This window comes from Chitinophagales bacterium, assembly GCA_013816805.1.
GTDB lineage: Bacteria > Bacteroidota > Bacteroidia > Chitinophagales > UBA10324 > MGR-bin340.
In genome coordinates this window covers 59,431-83,778 of record JACDDS010000019.1, presented here as the reverse complement: position 1 = coordinate 83,778, position 24,348 = coordinate 59,431, and the positions used below count along the sequence as shown (strand labels likewise).

19 protein-coding genes and 3 pseudogenes are annotated in these 24,348 nt (G+C 38.9%); 11 read left to right on the top strand and 11 right to left on the bottom strand.

Going from position 1 to position 24,348, the window contains the following annotated elements; genetic code table 11:
• Window positions 1–107 precede the first annotated feature (107 nt).
• Complete coding sequence (locus tag H0W62_14280; protein ID MBA3649687.1) at window positions 108–854, bottom strand: SDR family oxidoreductase; 747 nt, start codon at window positions 852–854, stop codon at window positions 108–110.
• A 582-nt stretch (window positions 855–1,436) separates the two neighbouring features.
• Between H0W62_14280 and H0W62_14275 the strand changes: the two genes are divergently transcribed.
• A complete protein-coding gene (locus H0W62_14275) occupies window positions 1,437–2,735 on the top strand; it encodes a cation:proton antiporter (GenBank protein MBA3649686.1) in 1,299 nt (432 codons plus the stop codon).
• 8 nt (window positions 2,736–2,743) lie between these two features.
• Here the strand turns inward: H0W62_14275 and H0W62_14270 are convergent, their stop codons facing one another.
• Window positions 2,744–3,493: a hypothetical protein gene (locus H0W62_14270; GenBank protein ID MBA3649685.1), complete on the bottom strand. Its 750-nt coding sequence runs from the start codon at window positions 3,491–3,493 to the stop codon at window positions 2,744–2,746.
• Window positions 3,494–3,611: 118 nt separating this feature from the next.
• Here H0W62_14270 and pepT point away from each other — a divergent pair, with 118 nt between their 5' ends.
• From pepT to H0W62_14230, 8 genes and pseudogenes are all read left to right on the top strand, one after another.
• A complete protein-coding gene (gene pepT, locus H0W62_14265; GenBank protein MBA3649684.1) occupies window positions 3,612–4,862 on the top strand; it encodes a peptidase T in 1,251 nt (416 codons plus the stop codon).
• A 201-nt stretch (window positions 4,863–5,063) separates the two neighbouring features.
• Window positions 5,064–6,167, top strand: a complete 1,104-nt coding sequence (locus H0W62_14260; protein MBA3649683.1) for a hypothetical protein — start codon at window positions 5,064–5,066, stop codon at window positions 6,165–6,167.
• 315 nt (window positions 6,168–6,482) lie between these two features.
• The gene (locus H0W62_14255) at window positions 6,483–7,076 is read left to right on the top strand and encodes a dihydrofolate reductase family protein (GenBank protein MBA3649682.1); all 594 of its coding nucleotides are present in this window, start codon (window positions 6,483–6,485) and stop codon (window positions 7,074–7,076) included.
• A 187-nt stretch (window positions 7,077–7,263) separates the two neighbouring features.
• A complete protein-coding gene (locus H0W62_14250) occupies window positions 7,264–7,782 on the top strand; it encodes a DinB family protein (protein ID MBA3649681.1) in 519 nt (172 codons plus the stop codon).
• A gap of 128 nt (window positions 7,783–7,910) precedes the next feature.
• Complete coding sequence (locus H0W62_14245) at window positions 7,911–8,297, top strand: hypothetical protein (GenBank protein ID MBA3649680.1); 387 nt, start codon at window positions 7,911–7,913, stop codon at window positions 8,295–8,297.
• Window positions 8,298–8,584: 287 nt separating this feature from the next.
• On the top strand, window positions 8,585–8,953 hold the full coding sequence (locus tag H0W62_14240) for a nuclear transport factor 2 family protein (protein ID MBA3649679.1): 369 nt from the start codon (window positions 8,585–8,587) through the stop codon (window positions 8,951–8,953).
• A 624-nt stretch (window positions 8,954–9,577) separates the two neighbouring features.
• Window positions 9,578–10,276 (top strand): annotated as a pseudogene (locus H0W62_14235) (aminotransferase class I/II-fold pyridoxal phosphate-dependent enzyme).
• Complete coding sequence (locus tag H0W62_14230) at window positions 10,251–11,150, top strand: prephenate dehydrogenase (protein MBA3649678.1); 900 nt, start codon at window positions 10,251–10,253, stop codon at window positions 11,148–11,150. Before H0W62_14235 ends, H0W62_14230 begins: the two are co-directional and overlap by 26 nt.
• 70 nt (window positions 11,151–11,220) lie before the next feature.
• Here H0W62_14230 and H0W62_14225 read toward each other — a convergent pair.
• Window positions 11,221–12,087 (bottom strand): annotated as a pseudogene (locus tag H0W62_14225) (aminotransferase class I/II-fold pyridoxal phosphate-dependent enzyme).
• A gap of 39 nt (window positions 12,088–12,126) precedes the next feature.
• A complete protein-coding gene (locus H0W62_14220) occupies window positions 12,127–14,553 on the bottom strand; it encodes a TonB-dependent receptor (GenBank protein MBA3649677.1) in 2,427 nt (808 codons plus the stop codon).
• A 223-nt stretch (window positions 14,554–14,776) separates the two neighbouring features.
• On the opposite strand from H0W62_14220, the gene H0W62_14215 reads away from it, so the two are divergent.
• Window positions 14,777–15,400 (top strand): class I SAM-dependent methyltransferase, encoded by a 624-nt coding sequence (locus H0W62_14215; GenBank protein ID MBA3649676.1) that lies wholly within the window; start codon window positions 14,777–14,779, stop codon window positions 15,398–15,400.
• Window positions 15,401–15,458: 58 nt separating this feature from the next.
• Here H0W62_14215 and rfaD read toward each other — a convergent pair whose 3' ends face one another.
• Window positions 15,459–16,424 carry an ADP-glyceromanno-heptose 6-epimerase gene (rfaD, locus tag H0W62_14210; GenBank protein MBA3649675.1) on the bottom strand — a complete coding sequence of 322 codons (966 nt, stop codon included), beginning with the start codon at window positions 16,422–16,424 and terminating at the stop codon, window positions 15,459–15,461.
• Between the two features lie 50 nt (window positions 16,425–16,474).
• Here rfaD and H0W62_14205 point away from each other — a divergent pair.
• Window positions 16,475–16,869 (top strand): annotated as a pseudogene (locus H0W62_14205) (four helix bundle protein).
• A gap of 73 nt (window positions 16,870–16,942) precedes the next feature.
• Here the strand turns inward: H0W62_14205 and ychF are convergent.
• The 6 genes from ychF to H0W62_14175 all read right to left on the bottom strand — a co-directional run bounded on the left by ychF (window position 16,943) and on the right by H0W62_14175 (window position 24,210).
• Window positions 16,943–18,040, bottom strand: coding sequence for a redox-regulated ATPase YchF (gene ychF, locus H0W62_14200; GenBank protein ID MBA3649674.1), 1,098 nt, complete (start codon window positions 18,038–18,040; stop codon window positions 16,943–16,945).
• A gap of 82 nt (window positions 18,041–18,122) precedes the next feature.
• The gene (locus tag H0W62_14195; protein MBA3649673.1) at window positions 18,123–20,390 is read right to left on the bottom strand and encodes a hypothetical protein; all 2,268 of its coding nucleotides are present in this window, start codon (window positions 20,388–20,390) and stop codon (window positions 18,123–18,125) included.
• 7 nt (window positions 20,391–20,397) lie between these two features.
• Window positions 20,398–20,925, bottom strand: a complete 528-nt coding sequence (locus H0W62_14190) for a sigma-70 family RNA polymerase sigma factor (protein ID MBA3649672.1) — start codon at window positions 20,923–20,925, stop codon at window positions 20,398–20,400.
• A 77-nt stretch (window positions 20,926–21,002) separates the two neighbouring features.
• The gene (locus H0W62_14185) at window positions 21,003–21,785 is read right to left on the bottom strand and encodes a DUF2807 domain-containing protein (GenBank protein ID MBA3649671.1); all 783 of its coding nucleotides are present in this window, start codon (window positions 21,783–21,785) and stop codon (window positions 21,003–21,005) included.
• A gap of 119 nt (window positions 21,786–21,904) precedes the next feature.
• A complete protein-coding gene (locus H0W62_14180) occupies window positions 21,905–22,354 on the bottom strand; it encodes a DUF3276 family protein (protein ID MBA3649670.1) in 450 nt (149 codons plus the stop codon).
• A 59-nt stretch (window positions 22,355–22,413) separates the two neighbouring features.
• Complete coding sequence (locus H0W62_14175; protein ID MBA3649669.1) at window positions 22,414–24,210, bottom strand: ABC transporter ATP-binding protein; 1,797 nt, start codon at window positions 24,208–24,210, stop codon at window positions 22,414–22,416.
• Between the last annotated feature and the right edge of the window lie 138 nt (window positions 24,211–24,348).

The window sequence follows — 24,348 nt, the reverse complement described above, 5'->3', positions numbered from 1 at the left end:
GTGCCATACTCCTTGAGTATCCTGATAATTTGTTCTTCGGTGAATTTTTCTCTTTTCATGACCAGTTAAATTTAAAACTGTATTTTCTATTTTTAACTGGCCCTATTTTATGGGGAGCTTACAATTCCTACCTGTACCTTGTTTTTCCATCCTGAAACAATTTTACTTTCTCCCTTCATTAATGCTTCATATCCATCACGGGCTACGTCCGCAGGCTTCGAGAGCTTTTCTTCTCTATAGGTTACTGTGTCTTCTGCATGAGCTTTATGAAAGAAATCAGTATCGCTGGCGCCGGGAAGTAATGCAGTAAGGGTAACATTAGTACCTTTCAATTCATTTATAAGAGCCTCACTGAATGAAAGCACAAATGCCTTTGTTGCACCATAAACAGCCATCATTGGTGCAGGCATAGTACTCACTACCGATCCCAACTGAAGAATTTTTCCTTCATTCCGCTCCACCATCTCTTTAAGAAAAAGTTTAGTCAGGCTCACTAAGGCGCCGACGTTGAGCTGAATGATGTCTAATTCACGATCAAGGTCAGTTTCTGAAAATTTTCCATATTCTCCCTGCCCTGCATTATTGACCAGCACCGAAATGGCAATGCCTTGCGCTTTAATATCATCATAGATTTCGAATGGTGCGTTTGGGTCAAATAAATCTTTTGGAAGCGGAATAACCTCCACACCAAACAGATTAATAATCTCATCCGCTACTTCCTGAAGACGATCTTCCAGGCGGGCTACCAGCACCAGATTATACCCATCCTGTGCAAATAATTTCGCAAGCTCATATCCAAAGCCACTGGTGGCCCCGGTAATAAGTGCAAATTGATTGTTGTTTTTCAATGCCATAAGTAATTGGTTGAAAGTTATAAACTGAAAATAGACAAACGAGAGAGCTGATAAAAGTATGCCAACAGCGGGGCTTAAATATTTAGAATTGATTGAGTGTTTATTCTAATTTCCACACTTTAATCTTTAAGTATTGGAATTAAATGGTTCTATTGGTTATTGTCTACCCATTTCCATCTCATAAGAAATGGCCCGATAAATTGGTAAGATTGGCCCGCAGCTTCTATCTTATACTGTAATAATTCTTCAATCTTCAAATTCTAAAATATTTTTTTCTCTACCTATCTTTTTCCGATCAGGCGGAATTCAGACAAATAAAAGTTCGAAATTCAGATTTATAATATGTCTCACGCACTTTAACTTAGGGAGAGCGAAGTCACGATACTATATTATTGCTGCGAACATTTTTGTTTCCAATTATTGAATTCCATTTTTATATCTAATTTTCGACAAAATTCTACCGAATTGGTCGAACTAATTACCTGCATAGAATATCCTTTCAAAATTACCTTAACTATACCTTACAAAAGGTAGCCGGAAACAATTAATGATTTTGTAAATAACCTCACTATAAAATAAATCATGGTTGCAAAACTCTCCTCCGATCAACTATTAAGCTTTCTCGTCATCCTCAGTATTCTTCTCATCGCATCACGGCTGCTGGGTGAAATATTTAAAAAGTTTAAGCTGCCTGCTGTAATGGGGGAACTATTTGCCGGTATTATATTAGGTCCTTCATTAATGGGCGCTTATTTCCCCGGAACCTTTAATGCAATTTTTGTAGACCCAAAGCAATCTTACAGCGCTTTCGATGGCCTCGCACAGGTAGGGATTATTTTTCTCTTATTTGTTGCCGGTATGGAGGTGAACCTGAACACACTTAAACGCCGTGGAAAGGCTGCAGCCAAAATAAGTTTTGCGAGCTCCTTTTTTCCTTTTGTTACAGGGTTTATTGCAACCTGGTTTTTTTACGATCAGCTGTTTTCAACTCCCACCGATAATAAATTAATACCTGCCATGTTTATAGGCACAGCGCTGTGCATTACCGCCCTCTCCGTCAGCGCAAAAATATTGATTGACCTGGATCTTATCAAGACACGCTTCGGGAACATGATATTAACGGCCGCAATGGTAAATGATTTTCTGGGTTGGATGCTCTTTTCCATCGTGCTGAATCTTATAAATACGCAGCATAAAGGATTTGGTGTTATCGAAACGGTGTTCATTGTACTTTTTTTTGCAGCATTTTTAATGACAGGCGGAAGATGGCTGATTGACCAGACCTTTTTAGCCGCTAAAAAATATTTTCCTTCTGCCGGAACAAACATCACAGTTGCGATTATTTTTTGCATACTCTGTTCGCTCTTTACAGAATGGGCAGGCATACATGCGGTATTCGGGGCTTTTCTTGCCGGTGTAGCGGTAGGTGCTTCCAAAAATTTTACCGATAAATCGAGAGATGTTCTCCATCAATTCATCACAAATATATTTGCCCCGCTTTTTTTCGCTTCCATAGGATTGCGGGTAAACTTTATTACCAATTTTGACTGGAAGATTTGCCTGTTTATACTGTCTATTGCTTCTATAGGGAAAATTTTAGGAGGCACCCTGGGCGCGCGTTTGAGCGGTTTTAAAATCAATAAAGCACTTGCCGTAGGCTTTGGAATGAATGCGCGCGGCTCTATGGAAATAGTATTAGGACTATTGGCACTACAGGCAAAAATAATCGATGAAAAGGTTTTTGTAGGATTGGTGGTAATGACGATTGTTACTGTTATGGTTGCAGGTCCTATGATCACCTTCTTTCTCCGAAGACATGATGCAGTTATCGGTTATGAGGCTCAATTAAAACATCAGAACCGGATTCCGGCTACCGGGTAAGCACACTCTTAAAACGACCCTGAATCACCCCGGATCGCACAACCACGGTATACTTTTCCATTCATAATAACCTTGGCTGAAAACTCATAATTTTCTTTGGATGATCCCTCACTGCATTTCTGCTTTTTAATCACTACCTGCAACGCTGCGGTTATAGCAGTATTCTCCGTACGGTAAGTAATGGCATCATCCATTTCACCTGGCTCGAAGTAAGGAAAAATATATACTTTTCCGTGGGTATAATCTTTTAAGGCAATAAGGCTTTCTTTTTTCGAAACCTGCAGCGACCAGTTTGGCTTGTTACCGATTACCCAAAATTCATAGGGTATGCAACTGTTTCGAAAATTTTTTTGCTCGAAGGTCAGCACCTTATATACGGTTAAAACACTGTCGTATCCTCTCGAGCGTATTTCCTGCGGAGCAACCGCCATATTCCCTTCCACCTCGGTATACGCATATTCATTTGGATAGGTGAGTGAACTTTTAATCAACGCTTTATAAAGGTGGTCCAGCTTTCCGCTGTCATCTGTCCAGATGTCCTTATCCGGATCTGCACAATCGCGGAAGACATGCTTTGTTGCACCTGATACAAAAAATCCCTTGTAGGTTTTTCCAGCAGGTTCTGAAGGGGCTTTGTCTGGTACAGTTTGAGCTGGGGAAATATCCCGGACAGGAATAATGTCGATGTTTTCACCAGTTTGCTGATGCCGGCATGAAATTAAAATTAATGCTGTAACAAATATTCCTGTGAGGTTCATGCTGAAAAATTTAGAATTGAAGATACCATTTCCTAAAGAATCTACTCAGAGATGGTCTCATTAGAAAATTTATTATTCTGAAATCAAAGGCTATTTTTGATTCTCTTAAAAATTAATCATGTCTGTCTTTAACATCTCTCATACAGTTGCGGAACGTTTTTTAAAATACGTAACTATCGATACCCAATCTGATCCTGAATCTTCGGCAGTACCCACTACGGAAAAACAAAAAAACCTGTCTAGGATCTTAGTTGAAGAGCTGCTTGCCATTGGAGTAACTGATGCACATCTTGACGAGTACGGAATCGTCTATGCAACTATTCCTTCCACCACAAAAAAGCAAGTACCCGTAATTTGTTTTTGCTCGCATGTAGATACTTCTCCCGATTGCAGCGGTGCTAATGTGAATCCCGTCATTCATAAAAACTATGACGGAAAAGATTTGGTGTTACCCAATGATCCATCGGTTATCATTAGTAAAGCAGAACATAAAGATCTTGCTGACCAGATTGGAAATGATATCATCACCTCGGATGGTACTACGCTGCTCGGAGCCGATAACAAAGCAGGTGTGGCGGCTATTATGGATGCCGCAACCTTTTTAATGGCTCATCCTGAAATCAGCCACGGTGAAATAAAAATCTTATTTACTCCGGATGAAGAAGTGGGCCATGGAGTGGATCATGTTGATATGAAAAAATTAGGTGCTGAATATGGCTATACCATAGACGGAGAAACAGCAGGCACATTGGAAGATGAAACGTTTTCAGCCGACATGGTCACTATCACCATCCATGGAATCAGTGTACATCCGGGCCTGGCAAAAGGCAAAATGGAAAGCGCTATTAAGATTGCTGCCTCCATTATCGAATGCCTTCCGAAAGACAAGCTTTCACCTGAAACTACAGAAGGAAAAAATGGATTCATACATCCCGTAAGCATAAACGGAATATTGGAGCAGGTAACAATCAAATTCATCATCCGCGATTTTACCGAGGAAGGATTAAAAGAAAAAGAGAAGCTGCTGGAAACTACCTGCCTGTACAGCATTAAAAACTATCCGCATTCCACTATGGAATTTAAGGTAACCGAACAATACCGGAATATGAAAGTGATGCTCGATAAGTATCCGCAGGTGGGTGAATATGCCATGGAAGCTATTCGGAGAACAGGTCTTACTCCTTCACGAAAAAGTGTGCGCGGCGGAACAGATGGCTCGCGATTTTCTTTCATGGGAATGCCATGCCCGAACTTGTTTGCGGGCGAGCATGCATTTCATTCAAAGCAGGAATGGGTTTCGATTCAGGACATGCAGAAAGCGGTGGAAACCATTGTACACTTGTGCATGGTATGGGAAGAAAAAAGTTGAGCTAAATCCTTTAATACGATTTAAAATTTGAGACAAAAAGCGCTACTTATTATAACTTAAACATGCGTATTCCTGCCACTATAGTGCTGGATTAGCGCTATAAGTTGATTTCGAAGTAGCGTATATTTAATTGTTAGCGGTCATTGCAGAGCGACACCCAAACCGAGAAATAGATAAAATACCTCAATGAAAATTTGAACAATGAAAAATTATTTCTCTCAAACTCAGGTTTTTACTTTTCTTACAATCTTAGTTTTTTGCACTGCCTGCAACGGACAAGTTAAAAAAGACTTACCAAAAGAAAAGGCATCTGACGGACACCCAAAACTTATAAAAACCATAGGCAACCCCAGGTATGGCAATGTACAATGTGGCTTGCAGGACAAAGCCGGTAATCTTTGGTTCGGAACTACACAAAACGGTTTGTATAAATATGACGGTAAATCCTTTACCCAATTTTTAGTGGCCGATGGGCTAAACAGTAATAGTGTTTATTCACTTTTGGAAGATAAAGAGGGTAAAATCTGGATAGGTACTGAAGCGGGACTTTGTCTTTACGATGATAAAACATTTACTGAAATCCAGATTCCTTTACCAAAAAACCTGCCTCCCAACAACAATCCCAACTATCGCAACTCGCATTGGGTATACAGTATCATGCAAGCAAAAAGCGGAAAACTATGGTTTGTAACAATAGATGGTGTTTATATCTACGATGGCAAATCCTTTACTCCTTTTATAATCAATGATGCCGCAAATGCCTTTTTGACCAGTAACGATAAAGTGGAACGGATCTTAGAAGATAAAGCAGGGAACATTTGGTTTGGAGGACGAACCAACAAAGGTGCGTACCGTTACGATGGAAAATCTGTAACCAACCTGAAACCAATGGAATTATTTCAAGATGGGCCAACGCCAAAAGCGCATAGTTGGGCATGGCCTCAATTGCAAGACAAGAATGGGAATATCTGGTTCAGCAATTGGGGTGGGGCCTACCGATATGATGGCAAATCATTTACAAGTTTTTCAAAAGAAGATGGATTACCCGGTGGGGTTATGCGAATAATAGAAGACAAAAAGGGAAACATTTGGTTTGGTGGTGATGGTGGACTTAGCCGTTACGATGGTAAATCGTTCACCCGTTTTACAGCAAAAGATGGACTAGCAACTCCTTGGGTTTGGTCAATTTTGGAAGATACAAGCGGAAATCTTTGGGTGGGTACAAGAGAGACAGGTCTCTACTTTTTCGATGGAAATAGGTTTATTACTTATTCGGAATATAAACAGCAGCCTGTAACGAACTAACAAACAAAATTTGCAACTACAGACGAAAGTGAACAAAAGCAACGAACCGCTAACAAGGTATTGCCAAAAGCGGGGCTGGCGAAATATTATTGTCCTGACGAAAGTAATTAAACATTAGTAAATCTATTAAGCGGCAGAGCTGAAATTCCCCGCCTTCGGCAATACCCGAAACGTTAGCGGTCATACTATAACGACAACTCCACCTATCTACGTAGTACTATCAATACTTGTCGTATTCAACCACTAAGATTGTCGCATTTACACTGCAATTACACGAACTATGTTGCGAGATTTGTCGTAACAAAAACAATTAATATGAGAAAAATAATCGTGTTATCAATGATTTCATTAGATGGTGTAATGCAGGCACCTGGTGGACCTGAGGAAGATACATCAGGCGGTTTCAAATATGGCGGTTGGGTTGCGCCTTATGGTGACGAAGTTGGTGGCAAGGTTATAGAAAAACTGATGAAACCTGCCGATCTTCTTTTGGGCAGAAAAACATTTGAGATTTGGGAAGATTACTGGCCTAAGCACGCAGATAATTGGCCAGGTATCAATGACGTCACAAAATACGTCATGTCCACGACCATGAATAAGTCAGATTGGAAAAATTCAGTTTTCCTCGAAAGCCTGGCCGATATTGAAAAGCTCAAAAACTCTATTGGTTCTGACATTCAGGTTTGGGGTAGCGGTAAGCTCATTCAACTGCTACTTAAGAATGATCTGGTGGACGAACTCTGGCTCATGATTCACCCATTGACTCTTGGTGAAGGAAAAAAGTTGTTTGACAATGGCCCGATTCCGGCGTCATTTACATTAATAGAAAGTACAGTTACACCAAGTGGAGTTATTATTGGCAATTACAAGCGAGCTGGAAAAGTCGAGACAGGTACTGTTGGAGCTTAATGAGAAATAAAATGTAAAAAAATAATTGTTTCATCAGGGGATGGCCTCAGAACCATGACTGCACCACCGACTTTTTAAAATGCTGCTTAAAAGGTTAGATATAAAAAAGCGGATATATGAAAAGGATTACTTGCACACACTTCAATTAACCAACAAGCACTCCGTTTAAAATTATTGTAATAACTATATGGAAATTCAAACGTTTGACAAAAATGGAGTATTAGCGTCAATTGCTGAAGCCGTAACACAGCTTGCAGGTTTAATGGCTTCTGTTGATGAAGACCAGGTAAATATTATACCGTATAAAGGCAGCTGGACGGCACCTCAATTATTGACCCATGTCACAAAATCAATTACCGGAATGTCAAAGGCGATGCTAAGAGATGCAAAGCCAGCCGAAAGAAATCCAGGAGAAAGAATAGAAGAATTAAAAAAAGTATTCCTGGACTTTTCAAATACATTTCAATCGCCTGAATTCATTATCCCTGAGATTGGTATTTATGAAAGACATCCGACGATCGGGAAACTAAATGAAGCTTTCAAACAATTTAAGGAGAATGCTGGTATTGCTAACTTAAATGAACTCGTTGAAGGACTCCCCCTTGGCCCAATTACAAAGTTAGAAATCATTTATTTTACCTTATTTCACACTAAGAGGCATTTGCATCAGATGAGAAATATCTGCGAGGCTTTAGAAAATAAATAATATAGGAGTGGATGCTTTCCGTTCGAAGCAGGAATGGACTTTTATCGAGAACATGCATAGGGAGTTAAAACGATTATACCCTTGTGTATGGTTTGGGAAGAAAGAGCTGAACTAAATTATGAATGAATATGAAAAAAATTATTCTTATTGTGTTGATTGTAACATGTTATTCCTGCGTAAAAGATCCTGTTATCAAAGGTATTGTAGCCGGCAAGTATTATGTAACAAAACATACTTTCAATTATTTACTTGGCAAGGGTGAGTACAATCATGCTTATTCGAATCAAACTTTTACAATAAAAGAGCTTTATGATTCAGCCATAGTAATCGATAACATTACTTTGTATCGGGAAACAGCTCCGGATACTATAGTTTATTATAATTATTGGTATGCCAATAGCTCTTATTTAGCTGAGTTTTTTCCTGTGAATGACAGTATCTATGTTTCCTTTTATGAAGGTGGTTTAGGTGCTGGTACTACTACTATTTACTATGGCAGAAAAACAGGGAAATAAAAGAATCACAAATTTTGCGCAGGCAATGTATGACGACTGCTACAAGGCGTTCAATGTTCAGCTTATGTCATTTTAACTTCAACGATATATTTTCAATTTGGGCGCTTGTACCGGCGGGACGTTCAATAAATACCCTCCTGCAACAATACCCAATCGTTGGAAGCTATTGGGTTTGACACTCTAAAAAAAACTAAATATTATTTTTGCAATAAATTAAATCTTGTTTCTTTTGCTTCAGGTTCGCAAACACGACCATTGGTTCAAAATCTAACATAAAAACTATACAAATGACAATTAAAGAAGTAGTAGCTCGCTACATGGAGCTTGAAAAACAAGGTAAATTTGAAGAAATTCAAAATGAATTGTACAGCCAGGATGTTGTATGTATTGAACCCGAACATGCGGTAAATATGGGAATGCAGGTTATAACAAAAGGGTTGGAAGCTGTTATAGCTAAAGGAAAAGCATGGGGACAAAATATTGCTGAAATGCACGGTGGTTATACTTCTGAGCCAATTATTGCAGGTAATTTCTTTAGCGTTGCTATGGGTTTTGATGCTACATTTAAGAACGACAATCAACGGAGACAACTGGACGAAATCGCTGTATTTGAAGTTAAAGACGGTAAAATTATTAAAGAACAATTTTTCTTTTAGTTTTTATTTTAAGTTAATTTGGTTACATGACTCTACAGATTTTGAGCATCTTGCCAATTGAAGTTGACGGAACCATTTTATTAGGTTTAGGGAAACATAATTCGCCAGATTTGAGAACAGCCACCAACAAAAGTATTGGCAAGCTGGGTTAACGGAAGATCATTCGGCTGCAAATCATTATTGTTATGCATCCGGGTTTGACGGAATTCTACTCATCATTTAGCTGTTAACTTGTACATTTATTTCCTTATTCGGCTGCAGTTCCGGGCTGGACAAGCAACGAATATCCAGCCTTCGCAAATACTCGGACGTTGTGCGTCATGCGTTCGAAAAAAAATATGGAAATAGAAAAGCCATAATCTTAAACAGAAAATTTTCAGAGATAATAACACGAACTCACAACAATAGGTTTGTCAATAGGCTGGCTGACAATCGGCGCAAATCACTATCAGCAATAGTTCCAGCTCACAAATTAAGCCAGGCAATAGTTCTTATCTTCGGCAACAAAATAAAACCAAGCTGCAGTTCCGTGCTGGAAGTTCAATGAATTCTCTGCCTGTAGCAATACCCAGTCGTTGTGCGTCATTAATGAATCATGTATGAAAGCAGCCGTACGATCTAAATATGGTCTGCCTGGAGACCGGGGCGGTAGATAAAACCCTAAATTTTTTATGCTTAATTTTTAAATTGATAAACTGTAAATCTCTTAATGATTGTAACATGGCAGGCTGGAGAGTTGGAATGATGTGTGGAGCGAAAGATAGGATTGATGAAATAATTCGATTTAAAAGTAATATGGACAGTGGAATGTTTTTACCTGTACAACTTGCAGCAGCAAAAGCTTTAAGCTTAGTAAGTGATTGGTATAAGCAACTCAACAGCATTTATTCAGAGAGAAGGGAAATTGTACTTACCTTCTTAAAACAACTGGATTGTTCTTTTGATGATAAGCAGGCAGGGCTTTTCATTTGGGCAAAAATCCCTTCATCTTAGAAAGATGGATATGAATTAAGTGATGAAATTTTATAGACTAAAAATGTGTTTATAACCCCGGGAGGAATTTTCGGGAGCAATGGTAATAGTTATATTAGGGTTAGTTTATGTGCAAAGGTTGAAGTGATACAAGAGGCATTGGAAAGAGTAGCCTCCCTAACCTCTTTAAAGAGGGGATTAAAAAATCAAATCATGAAGGAGAAAAATAATTTATCAGGTGGTTCAAAAGTCCTCCTCTTCGGGGAGGATTTAGGAGGGGTAACCTCCCCGCCCTCCAAAGGAGGGATCAAAAAACAACAAATAAATGAAAACAGAAAACTCAAATACTAACTCATCAAAAGTCCTCCCCTTCGGGGAGGATTTAGGTGGGGTTACTATAATAGGCATCGGTTTAATTGGTGGCTCTTTCAGTTTGGTGTTAAAAGAAAAGGGAATTGCAAAACATGTTATTGGTGTTGATGTTAATGAACATCATTGTGAAAGGGCTTTACATTTGGGATTGGTTGATGAGATTCTTCCTTTGAAGGAAGCGATAAAAAAAAGTTCACTAATTGTATTAGCAATTCCTGTTGATTCAATAAATGATTTGCTTCCTCACATTTTAGACCAGGTAGATAAGCAGGTAGTGATGGATATGGGTTCTACAAAACAAAAAATGCATGATGTTATTGCTTATCATCCAAAACGAAAAAGATTTGTTGCAACGCACCCAATGTGGGGTACAGAATTTAGCGGACCCGATGCTGCAGTAAAAGATGCATTTGTAAATAAAGCTGTAGTTATTTGCGGAAAAGATGATTCTGATGAAGATGCTTTAAAGCTTGTAGAAAACATTTATCAGCAAATTGGGATGCACTTAATTTATATGGATGCCGCAGACCACGATGTGCATGCTGCTTACATAAGTCATATATCTCACCTTACTTCATTTGCTTTGGCAAATACTGTTTTAGAAAAAGAAAGAGAAGAGGATGCAATTTTTGAACTGGCTAGCGCTGGCTTTGAAAGTACCGTACGACTGGCAAAAAGCGATCCTGCTACATGGGTTCCCATTTTTAAACAAAACCGCGAAAACCTTTTGGATGTGCTCAACGAACATATTACCCAGCTAAGAAAATTTAAGAGTTGCCTTGAAAAAGAAAACTATGAGTATTTGCAGGAGTTGATAGAGCATGCAAACAGGATAAAAAGAATATTGAAATAGATTGTGGTAAAACTATAAAATTACAGATCAACGTTATTACCCTCTTGCATTTATTACTTTTCCGCTAATATTAAAATTTATAATATTGATTTTTTGGCAATAAAATAAATTTAGCGAATTTAGTTTTTTGGATGTCTAACCTAAGTAGAAAATCAGCTTTATTTTCCGAAAGCTTATTACCTATTATAATAGGCTTATAACTTGCTTTGCTTAATGAGTTTAGTTCGATGGCAATTTCCTTTGCTCCGCCAATGCTCAAAATACTCATTGGCTTATCATTCAAAATAAAACTGTAGGGATTATCATGACAAATAAGAATATTATTCTCTTTACCAAAAGAAATAATTTTTTCAAACAATTCTTTGAAGGTAACTTTCCGGTTGGCATGTTTTGATAATTATCCCACATTATTTTTGGAACTACTTTTACCATGCAATTTAGATGATGTTACTATTGAACTTAGTGCTTCAAAGTCAGGCTCCCAATTGTTTTCTTCCTTCAAATTATAATATATACAGGTGCCTCCTGCTAATTTAACTGCACTGCTGTATGTTGGATAACCGGGGTTGGGAATCAGTACTTCATCACCTACATTTAAGTAAATTATACATATATGCATGATGCCTTCTTTACTGCCAATCAACGGCAGTATTTCAGTGTTCACATCTAAAGTAACGTTATACCAATGCCGGTTAAATTCAGCGATTGCATTTCTAAAAACTGCACTTCCCCTATAACTTTGATAGGCATGGTTGTTTGGCTTTGCAGCTTTTTTATTCAAAACATTAATTACTTCCGGGTGGGGCGGCAGATCCGGACTGCCAATACCAAGGTTGATTATTTGCTTTCCCTTCTTATTTAGCTCTTCTATTTCACGCAGGTTCTGAGAGAAATAATATTCTCCAATTCCGTGTAACCTGTCTGCTGTATTAATCACGTAGGAGTGATGGAGAAGAGGAGTAAGTATCAATACCTTTTAAAATTCCACTCCCAGTGAAAAATGAACCGTTCTTCCATCAGCAGGTAAAATGCCGGGGCCCGGATAGGTACTAATGCGACGTGTGAAATATTTTTCGTTTGTGAGATTGTTCACTCCAAAATTCACATTGTAACGGCTGAAGCGAATGGTGGTGTTCCAGTCCGTAACACCATACGACGGCACAATGCCCACAATACCATTCGTAGAGCTTACCGTGTTTGCTGCATCGGAAAAAGTCTTCCCTACATAACTGTATTCGAGTGTAGAGGAAACCCATTTATAAGACCACGTCAACCCGCTGCGTATAATCCACTTTGGAGCATTTTCCAGCGTGTTGCCGGTAAGGCTTACTCCATTAGGTGCAATGGCGCCTTTTACATATTCTGCATGATCATATGCCAGCGAACTGAATATTGCTATATCCCCTATAGAGGATTTTGTTTTTTTTAAAGCAGTTGGGTGAAATTCTATAAAGGATTCTACGCCTGCAGAGGCTGTAGTACCTACATTCGTTTTAAATAGATAAGATTGGCCTGCCCCATTTAACATACCTATGGAGCCCAAACGATCTTCATAACGCATATAAAACAAATCAATGTCAAGTATCAGTATATCATTCAAATTACTCCGGATGCCAATGTCACTGTTATATCCGTGAGCATCTTTTAAATTGCGATCTACGGTATCAAGCGTAGCAGAAGGAATTAAATCACTATAAAGCATCGGGCGGAATGCCTGAGACCAGTTTGCGTAAATGGTATTCAGCTCATTTATTTTGTACTGAAGCCCAAGCCCGGCAAGCAACTGGTTTCGGGTTTTAGTGTAATCACTGGGATTGAAGTCGTAGTTCGTATTCCCGGAAACTTTAGTATCAATAATTTCGTAACGCAAGCCAGGGGTAATAGAAAATTTCTCAAAAGGCCTGAAAATATTTTCGGCATATAAAGTATAGTTGAAAGTGGTGAAATCGAGATCCAATTGATACGGAGCAATCAGGGAAAGATCGAAATCGGTTCCTGTGGTTCCCTGTCCCTTTTGCTGGCGGTGCGTATGGGCATCGCTGAATCGCAAACCACCGGAAATAGTATTGCTTGTCTTTGCGAGTGAATAATTATGAAGCAACCGCATTTCATTTGTGAGGCTGTGGTAATAATCGCGGTCCACCTGACGCGGCGCATATTTAAGTGTCAACGGATTGATTGAATCTGGAATTAAAGGAGAAGCAATAAACATGACACTGTTTCTCTGACCAATGAAATAGTTTGATTTCAGACTGAGCTTGGTATCCTGAGAGAATGCCACATCCAGCGTAAGAGCTGGAATGTTCAAATTCGGCTGAAAGTAATTTCTACCCCTGGTTGACTGATAGGGATCTGTTTGAAACTGCGCATCTGACAAGCCTCCCGCTGTTTGGTTCACATAATAATATCGGGAGAATTCAAAACCCAGCTTTATTTTTTCATTGAATCTATAGTGTAAACCCGCATAATAAGCATAAGAATAATACTGGCTGTTCGGCCTGTATCCGTTCGATCTGCGATAATTATAAAATGCATAATAATTCAACTTTCCAACCTGCCCGCCAAGTGCATTATAGGAATTGAAGGTGCCGGATGAACCCAGCGTCTGCCTTGATTCATAACCAACATTGCGATCTGTGGGTCCATCTTTAATAACATAATTCAGCATGCCTCCAAACTGGGGACCAAATTGAAGTGAGGCTCCTCCCCTTACGAGCTCAATAGCGTGCAAGGCTTCTGTAGGTGGATTGTAATGTGATTCAGGATAGCCAAAGAGATCAGAATTTACATTGTATCCATTCTGCCTGATATTAAATTCCCACGACCTGTGCGGATTCAATCCACGCGTTGAAATACTTGTTTGCAGTCCGCTGCCATCAAAGTCCCATATATTGATACCAGGAATTTTGGCGAAAACCTGCCTGGCAATATTTTCAGCTGTATTGGCATTTGTCTTATCGAGGATTATGACTTCATTTTTTTTGCCGGCAAAAATCAGCGTACCTCTTGTATCAGGCAGGTGTTTTAGATTATTGTAATCTTTTTCAGCAGTCACCAAAACTTCGTCCAGCATCTGTGCAACAGGGATCAATACAAATTGTTCTTCATACACTTTCTGATCGGTAACCAGAATTTGTCTAACATATGGATTATATCCAATACAGGAAACAGCAACAGTAAGATAACCCTTTGGAACATTCTGAAGAATGAAACGGCCGGATGAATCTGTGGCGCCCAGAAGATTTGTTTCTTTAATGTGAACGGTAGCACCGTTTACGGTATTCCCGGCTTTGTCCACCACAACACCCTTGACGGTTGTTTGAGAAAATGCAGCAAGTGAAAGGGATGTGAAAGCAATGATTAAAACAATATAAATAAAAGCATAGCGTATTTTTATAATCATAACAACTCTTGTTAAAAAATGCAAAGGTATGCCTGTTCTATTGTACAAAATCGCAATTTACTTTTCATTAACAAAAATTCAACTTTTATTATGATTGTTAAGAATCGGATGATTGTTTCAAATTAATAATTTTATAAGTTCTATTGTGATACGTTATTTAATTATTCAAAATCAGCCCAAAGATTTTTAAAAAAAGCACCGCACAATTCCAAACACAAGGATGATGAACACCAAAAGAAAAGATCATTGGGAAAAAGTTTATTCTACTAAGCAATCTCATGAAGTTAGCTGGACGCAGCAGTTACCAAAAACTTCTTTAGACTTTATTCACAGTTTTAATTTACCAAAAACAGCAAGTATTATTGACATAGGAGGAGGTGATAGTAAATTAGCAGACTATCTACTTGATGAAGGTTATGAAAATATTACGGTGCTTGACATTTCGGAGAAGGCCATTGAAAGAGCCCAGCAGCGGCTCGGGTCAAGGTCAGCGAAAATAAACTGGATTATCAGCGATATAACGGAGTTTCATCCCCTAGTAACCTTTGATTGCTGGCACGACCGGGCAACATTTCATTTCCTGACCAGCGCTGAGGATATAAATGCATATCTTAAAACAGCCTGGCAAGCAGTACAAGGCTTTATGGCAATTGCAACTTTTTCCAATAGCGGTCCCAATAGATGCAGTGGCTTAGAAGTTCACCAATATACAGAAGAAGAATTACGAGGACGATTGGAAAACGGTTTTGAAAAAATTAAATGCGTTACAGAAAACCACAAAACGCCCTTTAATACTTTTCAGAATTTTTTGTTCTGCAGCTTCAGGAAAGTGATTTCAGAAATATGACATATATACTATAAGTGGGATATTCGGGGGACAAAGAGAATATCGAATTAACATTATTTCACCAGACCTTATCGGTCAATAAGTACTGTTTTATATACTCATTTATACCCTCTTCCAGTGAATAGAATTCTTTTTTATAGCCTATACTGCGTAGCTTTTCCATTTTTGCTTCAGTAAATGACTGGTATGTATTGCGAATATCCTGAGGAATTTCTATCCATTCAATAACCGGTTGAATATCCATAGCGGAAAACGTACTGTTTGCTAAATCTAAGAACGTTCTTGCTTTTCCGGTTCCAAGGTTATATATGCCTGAATGCTGCTGATGTTCCAGTAAATAAAACATCACTTCAACTACATCCTTTACATAGATAAAATCACGAAGCTGCTTCCCATCTTCATATTGTGGATTATGAGACCTGAAGAGCCTGACTTTTTCAGTTTGTTTTATTTGATTGAAGCCATGAAATATCACAGAAGCCATTCTGCCTTTATGGTATTCATTGGGACCGAAGACATTAAAAAATTTAAGCCCGCACCAGAACGGTGGTGTCTCCCTTTGCTCTAATACCCACTTATCAAATTCATTCTTCGAAACACCATATGGGTTTAGCGGTTTTAATTTAGAGATTATTGCATGGTCATCGCTGTAGCCGAATTCACCGGCACCATAGGTTGCCGCAGAGCTGGCATATAAGAGAGGAATACGATGCTCCGCACAACGCTTCCAAATCTCTTTGGAATAATTCACATTCAGCTCATCAAAAATTTTCCCATTAAATTCTGTTGTATCGGTTCGGGCTCCCAGGTGAAAAATAAAATCAATGGAATCGTGCTGCAGATCGAGCCATGTTAAAAACTCATTGCGGTCAATGATGTTCAGATAACGCTTGCTTTCATAGTTGCGTTTTTTTTGTTCCGAAGAAAAATCATCTACCAGGCCAAGGTCAACTATGCCAGCTTCATTAAGCCTGGCAACCAGGCAAGAACCAATAAATCCCGCAGCGCCGGTGATGATGATCATCAAGTTAGCTTATTGTTTAAAAAGTTAATTTGTTTATTTTGTTACAATTCATGGAAAAAATAAAAAATTTTGAAGATCTAAAAATTTGGCAAAAAGCTCATGAATTGAATAAGCTCATTTTTAATTTAAGCAAGGAAAGTAAGTTTAGCAGGGATTTTCATTTAAAAATCAAATATTAAGTTCATCAGGCTCTATTATGGATAATATCGCAGAAGGGTTCGAACGAAACAGCAGATTAGAATTTATTCAATTTTATCAATCGCAAAAGGTTCAGCGGGTGAATGTCACTCTCAAATAATCAGGGCACATGACTATGGATACATGACATCTGATGATATGAACAATTTAAGCATATAGTAATAGAATTGGGAAGAATGATGGAAATCTCATTGCTTATTTGAATAAATCTGAAATTAGAGGTGCAAAATTTAAAGACCGTATTTAAGAACAGATGCTTTTTTCAATTGCTACAACTCTAAATTCTAAACAATATAAACAATCTAAACCATAAGGCTCCGCTAAACATTAAACAAAAAGTGCATCACATCACCATCTTTTACTTCGTACTCTTTGCCTTCGATCCTTAGTTTTCCGGCGGTGCGACAGCTTGCCTCGCTGCCGTAGGATATATAGTCATTGTATGCAATCACCTCAGCCCGGATAAACCCTTTCTCAAAATCTGAGTGAATCACACCCGCTGCCTGTGGAGCAAGCATGCCATTCTTTATTGTCCATGCCCTGACCTCTGGTTCACCTGCAGTGAAATAGGTAATCAGTTTCAAAAGACTGTAAGAAGCACGTATCAGTTTCTCCACACCTGATTCCTGTAATCCTAAATCATGTAAAAAAGATATCCTGTCGTCATAGTTATCCAGCTCTGCAATCTCTGATTCGATGGCAGCTGAGATAAGCAGCACTTCCGCTTTTTCATCCTTTACAGCATCCATTAATTTTCCTGTATGGCTGTTGCCGCTTATTACGGATTTCTCATCTACGTTACAGACGTATAAAACAGGTTTAGAAGTAAGTAAAAACATATCGGCAAAAACAGATTGATCTTCGTTATCAAGGTTAACGGTGCGGGCTGATTTTCCGGATTCAAGATGGCCTTTATATGCTAACAATATATCCATCAATTTTTTTGCATCACGGTCTCCTGTGCGTGCTACTTTCTCTTGTTTGGAAATCCTCTTCTCTACCGTTTCCAAATCTTTCAGTTGCAATTCCGTATCTATAATCTCTTTATCACGCACGGGGTTAATATTGCCATCAACGTGAATTACATTATCATCATCAAAGCAGCGGATCACATGAATGATGGCATCGGTGTTCCGTATATTTCCGAGGAATTGGTTTCCCAGTCCTTCACCCTTACTCGCTCCCTTAACCAGGCCGGCAATGTCTACAATTTCAATAGTGGTAGGAATAATTTTTTTAGGATTTACCAACCGGGCCAATTCCGTCAGTCGCTGGTCGGGAACGGTGATAACACCCACGTTGGGCTCAATGGTACAAAAGGGAAAGTTCGCTGCCTGTGCTTTTGCATTCGATAGTGCATTAAAAAGTGTAGACTTACCGACGTTCGGCAATCCCACTATGCCACCCTGTAAACTCATTTTCAAAAATTAAGGCGGCAAAGATACACGGCCGGTTTGAGTTTGCTGGTATCTCTTTTTTTAAACTCTTACAAGTTCCTGATCAGAACATCCTTATGCCTGCCACAAACCCTACCCACATGCGCACAGTGGTATTATTACCCTGATGCGTATAGAATGTAGTAGCGCGATATGGATCATAAATATGGTTTTGTACACTTACATTGTAAGTTGGTCCGGCAAAAAGGCTGAAATATTTATTAAATGAGTAGCCACCCATTAGGCGAAATTGGTTATTCATATTTATGCCTTGAAAATCGAATCGCTGATGGTGCATCGTCCACGCCATACCGTCCATATCAATAAATGCTTTTTTAATGGGAATATGCCCGCCAATTCCCAACCCGAAGCCGAACGGAAGCGTAGCATCAAAAGGAGAGATGCCATACGCGAAAATATTATATACGTATTCCGATCCTACACGAATGCCGCCGTTAAAAGTCAGCACATCACTGGTCCAGACATTGATATCAAAAGTTCCATGAGCACTTAAGCTGATAAGGCCAATGGGAATTCCGGTAATGGAATCTGAAATGTTGATTAAACCAATTTGAAAGCCATTGATTTTTTTTCCGAAATTTATTAAGCCTATCTGACCTCCGTCACTTCTATTGGAAATATTAAATACACCGGCGATCTGGCCGCCTTTTAAATTTCCTAAGGAGATATTTCCAACGCCTGCTGTTTGCCACCCATCGGATTTTTTTGCAGATCCTGAAATATTTAAAACTCCTGCTGTCTGAAATCCAGAAAGGGTATCGGCGGCAATATTGACGATACCAGCTGCCTGAAACCCATGAACAGTGCTTTCGCTAACATTTGCAATGCCGGCGAATTGCGCTCCTTTCAATGATTTAGCCACGTTTGCCAGGCCCCCAAATTGGGCGCCTTTTACATCACCGCCTGCATAATTTGCGAGTCCGCCAAACTGGGCTCCGATAACATAACCTTTATCCCCGTTCAGTAAGCCACCGAACTCTACTCCTTTTACCGCTCCATTAAATCCCTGCAGTATGTTTAATGAAATATTATGCCGGTATAGATAACCTTCGCTGCCGTTGCTGCTTAAGGGCGTAACAAATGAAACCTGCGCATAGCGCAATATATATTCGGAAGAATCGGCTGCGGAAAAAATGGGTGCCCGCGGAAGCAAACTATCATTTTGAAGCGTAAATAGATCGTTGCTTCTTTTTAAAAATCTTAGCGAGTCCTTATCGAACAGATGCCAGTGTAAATTCAGGAATGGATGGGAAGAAGAATCCTTTCCACCTCCAATTACAGAATGAAGTGTACTGTCAATTTTTTGCAAAAAAAGTTTAAGGACGGTGCGGTTCACCGTGTCACCTTTTGGTTGAAGGTCATTTTCGGGTGCCGGTTTCACGCTGCCAGTGTCGCTGCTTTTTTGAGTATCTGCGGGATGGTGAATAATTAAACCCGTATCCATAATATATGCTACCTCATCCGGTAAGCCGCTATCAATTTCATTGGATGAATTATGGAAATATAACAGATCATTTTTTATAGCTATGGTATCCGCTTCCTGGTTAACGGATGGCATATAATTCTGTAATTCCTGCAATGCAATACTCTTATTTTCGGAAACATTACTGCTATCCCCAAATGAAATCACACTTTTTATTAACTCAGGTTTTTCAAGTATGCTTTCATTATTCGTACGTTTTCGATCAGTTTGCAGATAATTATTGGCCTGTGAATTCTTATTATTTTGATTTAAAACTGCAATGCTTTGACCATTCGCTTTGGTAAACGATTGCGGTAATGCATTGTTAGCTCTTATTTCCTGCTTACCATCATTATGTTGCTGTATTGCCGGTAAAGAATTTGAAAGAGGCGGAGCTTTTAACACAGCTAAATCCCCTGCACCGGTATTATTTTCATGGACATTTTTACTTAAAGATTTTTCTTTTGAGGAAGATTTGTCAGCTGGTTTGGAGGGAGAGTTTATGCTTAAAGCTTCTCTTGTATGAAACTGGTATGTACTATCTGTAGATCGGCTTGCATTATTCTGACCATTCACACCAGGCATTTCTCCGGAGATTGATGTTGATTCGGGAATACCAGGCTGTGTAAATTTTTGATCCGAATATTTGATCCAAAACAGAGATGTTAAAATAGCGCCTGTGATTAAACCACTTCCAAACAGTGTCCATCTATTTTTTACATATCGCTGGAACCAGCCTGCTTTCGGTGCTGCATTATACATCTGCAAAAGGAGATCAAAATCCTTGTGCCGGTTGATTGCTTCATCGCTCAGCGGAACATATTGCACTTTAAATTTCATTCTCTTCATAGCCGCGCTATATTTCAACAGTTATTAAATTTCTGATACGTTCCAAAATGCGGTGTATTTTAACTTTAGCATGATTTTCAGTAATGCCTTTAATGTCCCCAATTTCTTTGAAAGGGCGTTTTTCAAAAAATCGCATTTCTATCAATTCCAAATCAAGTGCCGGAAGCTTTTTTATCGAGGCAAATAGTGATTCCCTCTTTTGAGATTGTATAGAGTTATCTTCTTCCAGCAGCTGATCAACATTTGCATTTTCAAGACTTACAATCCGAACCTTTTGCTGATCCCTGAAATATTGAGTTATTTCATTGCTTGCTATTCTGAATAGCCACGCAGAAAAAGGAATTCCACGGTACATGTATCGATCAATACTTTGCATTGCTTTTAAAAATACCTGGGATGTTATATCTGCAGTCAGGTTTTCGTCGTCCGTTCTGCGGTATATAAAAAGAAAAATTTCTTTATAATGCTTATCGTAGAAGTAGCGGAACTGCTGGGGATCCCGTTGCGCTGCTTCTATTCGCTGCTGCTCTTCCATTGCACTGTTTTCTTGGTATCTTAAAATAATGTCGGATTATTTCCGGATGTTATACATGCTTTTCCGAATGGAAAACATTAATCAACGTGCAATGCATTGCCGCTACCGGAAATGCTTACATCCACAAATGGATTTCCTTTATAAAAGATATTTCCGCTGCCAATGATACTTCCGGTAAGTGAAGAAAAAACATTGACTTCCGCATTCCCAGATCCGGTGATTTTTACATTACATTTATCTACAGGGAAATCGTAGGCATAAATATTTCCTGAACCACTGATTGACAAATCAGAAGAAAGGCTTTCACCTGACAGCGTAATATTACCTGATCCGGAAATGGAAGCATCCGTAGATGTGGCTTTTCCTATAAAATTAATTTCACCAGAACCACTGAGATTTATATCGAGGTTATTTGTGATTATAGAGTCCTGTGTAGATATGAAACCGGTTCCAGTTAGTGTAATCGACATGGATTCACTTTTAATAATAGATGTGGAATAAAGGCTTCCCGTGCCGGTAACCTTCATGCCCTTTATATCAGGCACGGTAACGTATATCCGGATGGGTGAATAATCTTTTATGCATTGATGGGTATTAATGCTGAGCTGATCGCCGGTAACGTTAGTTTCTATCTCATTCAATATATTCTGCTGAGCTTCTATCTTCAGATCATACAAACTTCCCTGGGTAATATAGAGAACAGCGTCAATACCGAGACTCACATAACTGTAGCCGGTTACATTTCTTGACTCCGTTATAACAGCGCCTGATCCGTTAATAACAACTTTATCGCACGAGGAAATCAGACTAGCAATTAATAAAAGAAGTATCAGGTGCCTTAAATACGTAGCTCGCTTCATGAATTGTATTTAAGATAATAACGGTAAAAAGGCTAAAAGTTACAGGCGTATGGAAATTGTTCCTGCTTCATTAAAGACGTAACTGAATAAGCAGTAATTATTCGCTTACCTTTTGCTTATCACCATTTCAGGTCATCATCATTGGGAAGACGATCTGTACCTGATGGATTCCCGGTAATTTTATCAGCGGGGGAATCATCACTTTCCGGAGCTACAGGATTTGAGGTTGGCGCCGATTCATTTTGAGCATTGGTTTCCTGCCGGTTTCTTTCGTATTCTTCCTGACGACGGGCGAACTCGTCAAAATCATAATGTGGCATTAGCTCCTTCTTAATATGATCAATAGTCTCCGTTAGATTTTCAAGAAATTTATTGAAATCTTCTTTATATAAAAAAATCTTAAACCGCTCATAAGTATCATCCTGCCTCTTTTTACTCTCAGTAATGGTCAGGAAATAATCATTTGCCTTTGTCGATTTAACATCAAAGAAATAAGTTCTTCTTTTCCCTGCTCTTAATTTTTTTGAATAAACAGATTCCGACTTGTAATTTCCTTTTTTATCATCCACGGTATTATATTATTTAGGCTTCGCAAAGATATTGTTTTCCATTTCTAAATTCAAAATGTTTAACCGGCGTAGTTTTTTTCCTCCATTTGCTGCTTTTCATACAATTCGAAATAGGCATTTCGCCGTTCCAGCAATGACTCATGGGTACCCTCTTCAATAATTTCGCCATCCTCAAGCACTATAATATTATCAAAATTAAACAGTGAGAAAATACGGTGCGTAATGATTATAGTCGTGCGGTCTTTCAGATACTCATTCATATAGCCAAGAATGTTTTTCTCAGTTATTGCATCTACGGCAGAAAGACAGTCATCGAAAATTACAATTTTAGGGTTTTTTATTAGTGCACGCGCAATGGAAATACGTTGCTTTTGACCTCCGGAAAGCGTTACCCCTCTTTCCCCCACAATGGTTTCATATTGTTTTGGCAATTGCCTTATATCCTCGTTAACGGAAGCATAGATGGCCGCTTGTTCAATTTCCTCTTTCGTTATCAGATCCTGTTCAAGTCCGAAACCAATGTTATTATAAACTGTATCGGAAAAAAGGAAGACATCCTGCGGTACGTATCCAACCTGTTTCCGCAGTGAATATAAATTCATGCTTCGAATATCATTCCCATCAATTAATACATTTCCATCATTCGCATCGTACATGCGAACCAGCAATTGACCTAAAGTGGACTTTCCCGAGCCTGTTCTGCCGATTACAGCAATCCTGTTGCCCTTCCTGATTTTGAAAGATATATTCTTTAATGCCTTTATTCCTGTGTTAGGATAAGTAAAAGAGACATTCCTGAATTCTACAGTGCCTGCTATGTTCTCTTCATTAGTGCTTTCAGAAAAGATCTCCGGCTTTACATTTAAGAATTCTTCAATCCTCTTCTGAGATGCAGCCGCACGCTGTACAAGTGCCATTACCCAGCCGACCGAGGCAATAGGCCAGGTCAACATGTTAATGTAGATAACAAATTCTGCAATATTACCAGGCGTAATTTTCCCTTCAATTACCTCAATTCCGCCAATAAAGATTGTTAATATGGTACTCAACCCAACAAGCATAAAAATGAGTGGAAAATAAATTGCCTCTACGCGCGCCAGGTCCAGCGTCTTTGATTTGTATTGCTCGCATTCCTCATTAAAATATCTGCTCATGAATTTTTCCTGCACGTAAGATTTTATAACACGAATGCCTGAAAACGACTCCTGAGAAATGGTAGTTAGAAAAGAGAGTTGCCGCTGAATAGATTCACTTTTCCGTTCAATGATGCCATTGACATAAAAAATTGAAATGCCAAGCAGAGGAAGCGGGGCCACGGTATAAAGAGTAAGTTCAGGATTCACCCGGATCATAGTAAAAATTACCATTATAAAAAGAACCGCCAGATTAATGGTGTACATTATAGCAGGGCCTGTATACATGCGCACACGTGATACATCTTCAGTGATGCGCGACATAAGATCACCGGTATTATTGCGCTTATAGAAGTCCAGATGTAATCGCTGATAATGATCGAAAACTTCATTCTTTTGATCGTATTCAATTAACCGCGACATAACAATTATTGTTTGGCGCATGAAGAATAAAAAGATGCCGCGAAGGATAGCAAGCAGAACTACAATCAGTCCAAAAAAGAAAATAGACACGCTGAATTGCTTGAGAAAATTTCCTTCAAGTGCAGATCCCGCATAAAACTGGTGGTACGATATCTCATTCAGGACCATATCCACTGCGTGCCTGACTACCTGCGGTGAATAAACTCCAAAAATATTGGATAAGGCAATGAAAATAATTCCGGACAAGAGCCGGCTGCGATACTTATATAAATAGTGATTAAGAGATTTTAAATACTTCATCCGCGATGTTTCAATTTTCCCTCATTCTCCTCTCAAAAAAATAAATTTACCTTTGATGTCTTTAGCTGCAAACCTACATGATTCATTGCAAACTAATAGATTGTATTATCAGTGTTTCAGTTAACTTCTCATTGATAA

Excerpts from the sequence above, each read along its gene's own strand:
- pepT (MBA3649684.1), top strand. The coding sequence starts at position 3,612 with ATGTCTGTCTTTAACATCTCTCATACAGTTGCGGAACGTTTTTTAAAA.
- H0W62_14245 (MBA3649680.1), top strand. The coding sequence starts at position 7,911 with ATGAAAAAAATTATTCTTATTGTGTTGATTGTAACATGTTATTCCTGC.
- H0W62_14190 (MBA3649672.1), bottom strand. The coding sequence starts at position 20,925 with ATGGAAGAGCAGCAGCGAATAGAAGCAGCGCAACGGGATCCCCAGCAG.
- H0W62_14250 (MBA3649681.1), top strand. The coding sequence starts at position 7,264 with ATGGAAATTCAAACGTTTGACAAAAATGGAGTATTAGCGTCAATTGCT.
- H0W62_14280 (MBA3649687.1), bottom strand. The coding sequence starts at position 854 with ATGGCATTGAAAAACAACAATCAATTTGCACTTATTACCGGGGCCACC.
- H0W62_14240 (MBA3649679.1), top strand. The coding sequence starts at position 8,585 with ATGACAATTAAAGAAGTAGTAGCTCGCTACATGGAGCTTGAAAAACAA.
- H0W62_14270 (MBA3649685.1), bottom strand. The coding sequence starts at position 3,493 with ATGAACCTCACAGGAATATTTGTTACAGCATTAATTTTAATTTCATGC.
- H0W62_14220 (MBA3649677.1), bottom strand. The coding sequence starts at position 14,553 with ATGATTATAAAAATACGCTATGCTTTTATTTATATTGTTTTAATCATT.
- H0W62_14230 (MBA3649678.1), top strand. The coding sequence starts at position 10,251 with ATGAAAACAGAAAACTCAAATACTAACTCATCAAAAGTCCTCCCCTTC.
- H0W62_14215 (MBA3649676.1), top strand. The coding sequence starts at position 14,777 with ATGAACACCAAAAGAAAAGATCATTGGGAAAAAGTTTATTCTACTAAG.
- rfaD (MBA3649675.1), bottom strand. The coding sequence starts at position 16,424 with ATGATCATCATCACCGGCGCTGCGGGATTTATTGGTTCTTGCCTGGTT.
- H0W62_14275 (MBA3649686.1), top strand. The coding sequence starts at position 1,437 with ATGGTTGCAAAACTCTCCTCCGATCAACTATTAAGCTTTCTCGTCATC.
- ychF (MBA3649674.1), bottom strand. The coding sequence starts at position 18,040 with ATGAGTTTACAGGGTGGCATAGTGGGATTGCCGAACGTCGGTAAGTCT.
- H0W62_14185 (MBA3649671.1), bottom strand. The coding sequence starts at position 21,785 with ATGAAGCGAGCTACGTATTTAAGGCACCTGATACTTCTTTTATTAATT.
- H0W62_14175 (MBA3649669.1), bottom strand. The coding sequence starts at position 24,210 with ATGAAGTATTTAAAATCTCTTAATCACTATTTATATAAGTATCGCAGC.
- H0W62_14255 (MBA3649682.1), top strand. The coding sequence starts at position 6,483 with ATGAGAAAAATAATCGTGTTATCAATGATTTCATTAGATGGTGTAATG.
- H0W62_14260 (MBA3649683.1), top strand. The coding sequence starts at position 5,064 with ATGAAAAATTATTTCTCTCAAACTCAGGTTTTTACTTTTCTTACAATC.
- H0W62_14195 (MBA3649673.1), bottom strand. The coding sequence starts at position 20,390 with ATGAAGAGAATGAAATTTAAAGTGCAATATGTTCCGCTGAGCGATGAA.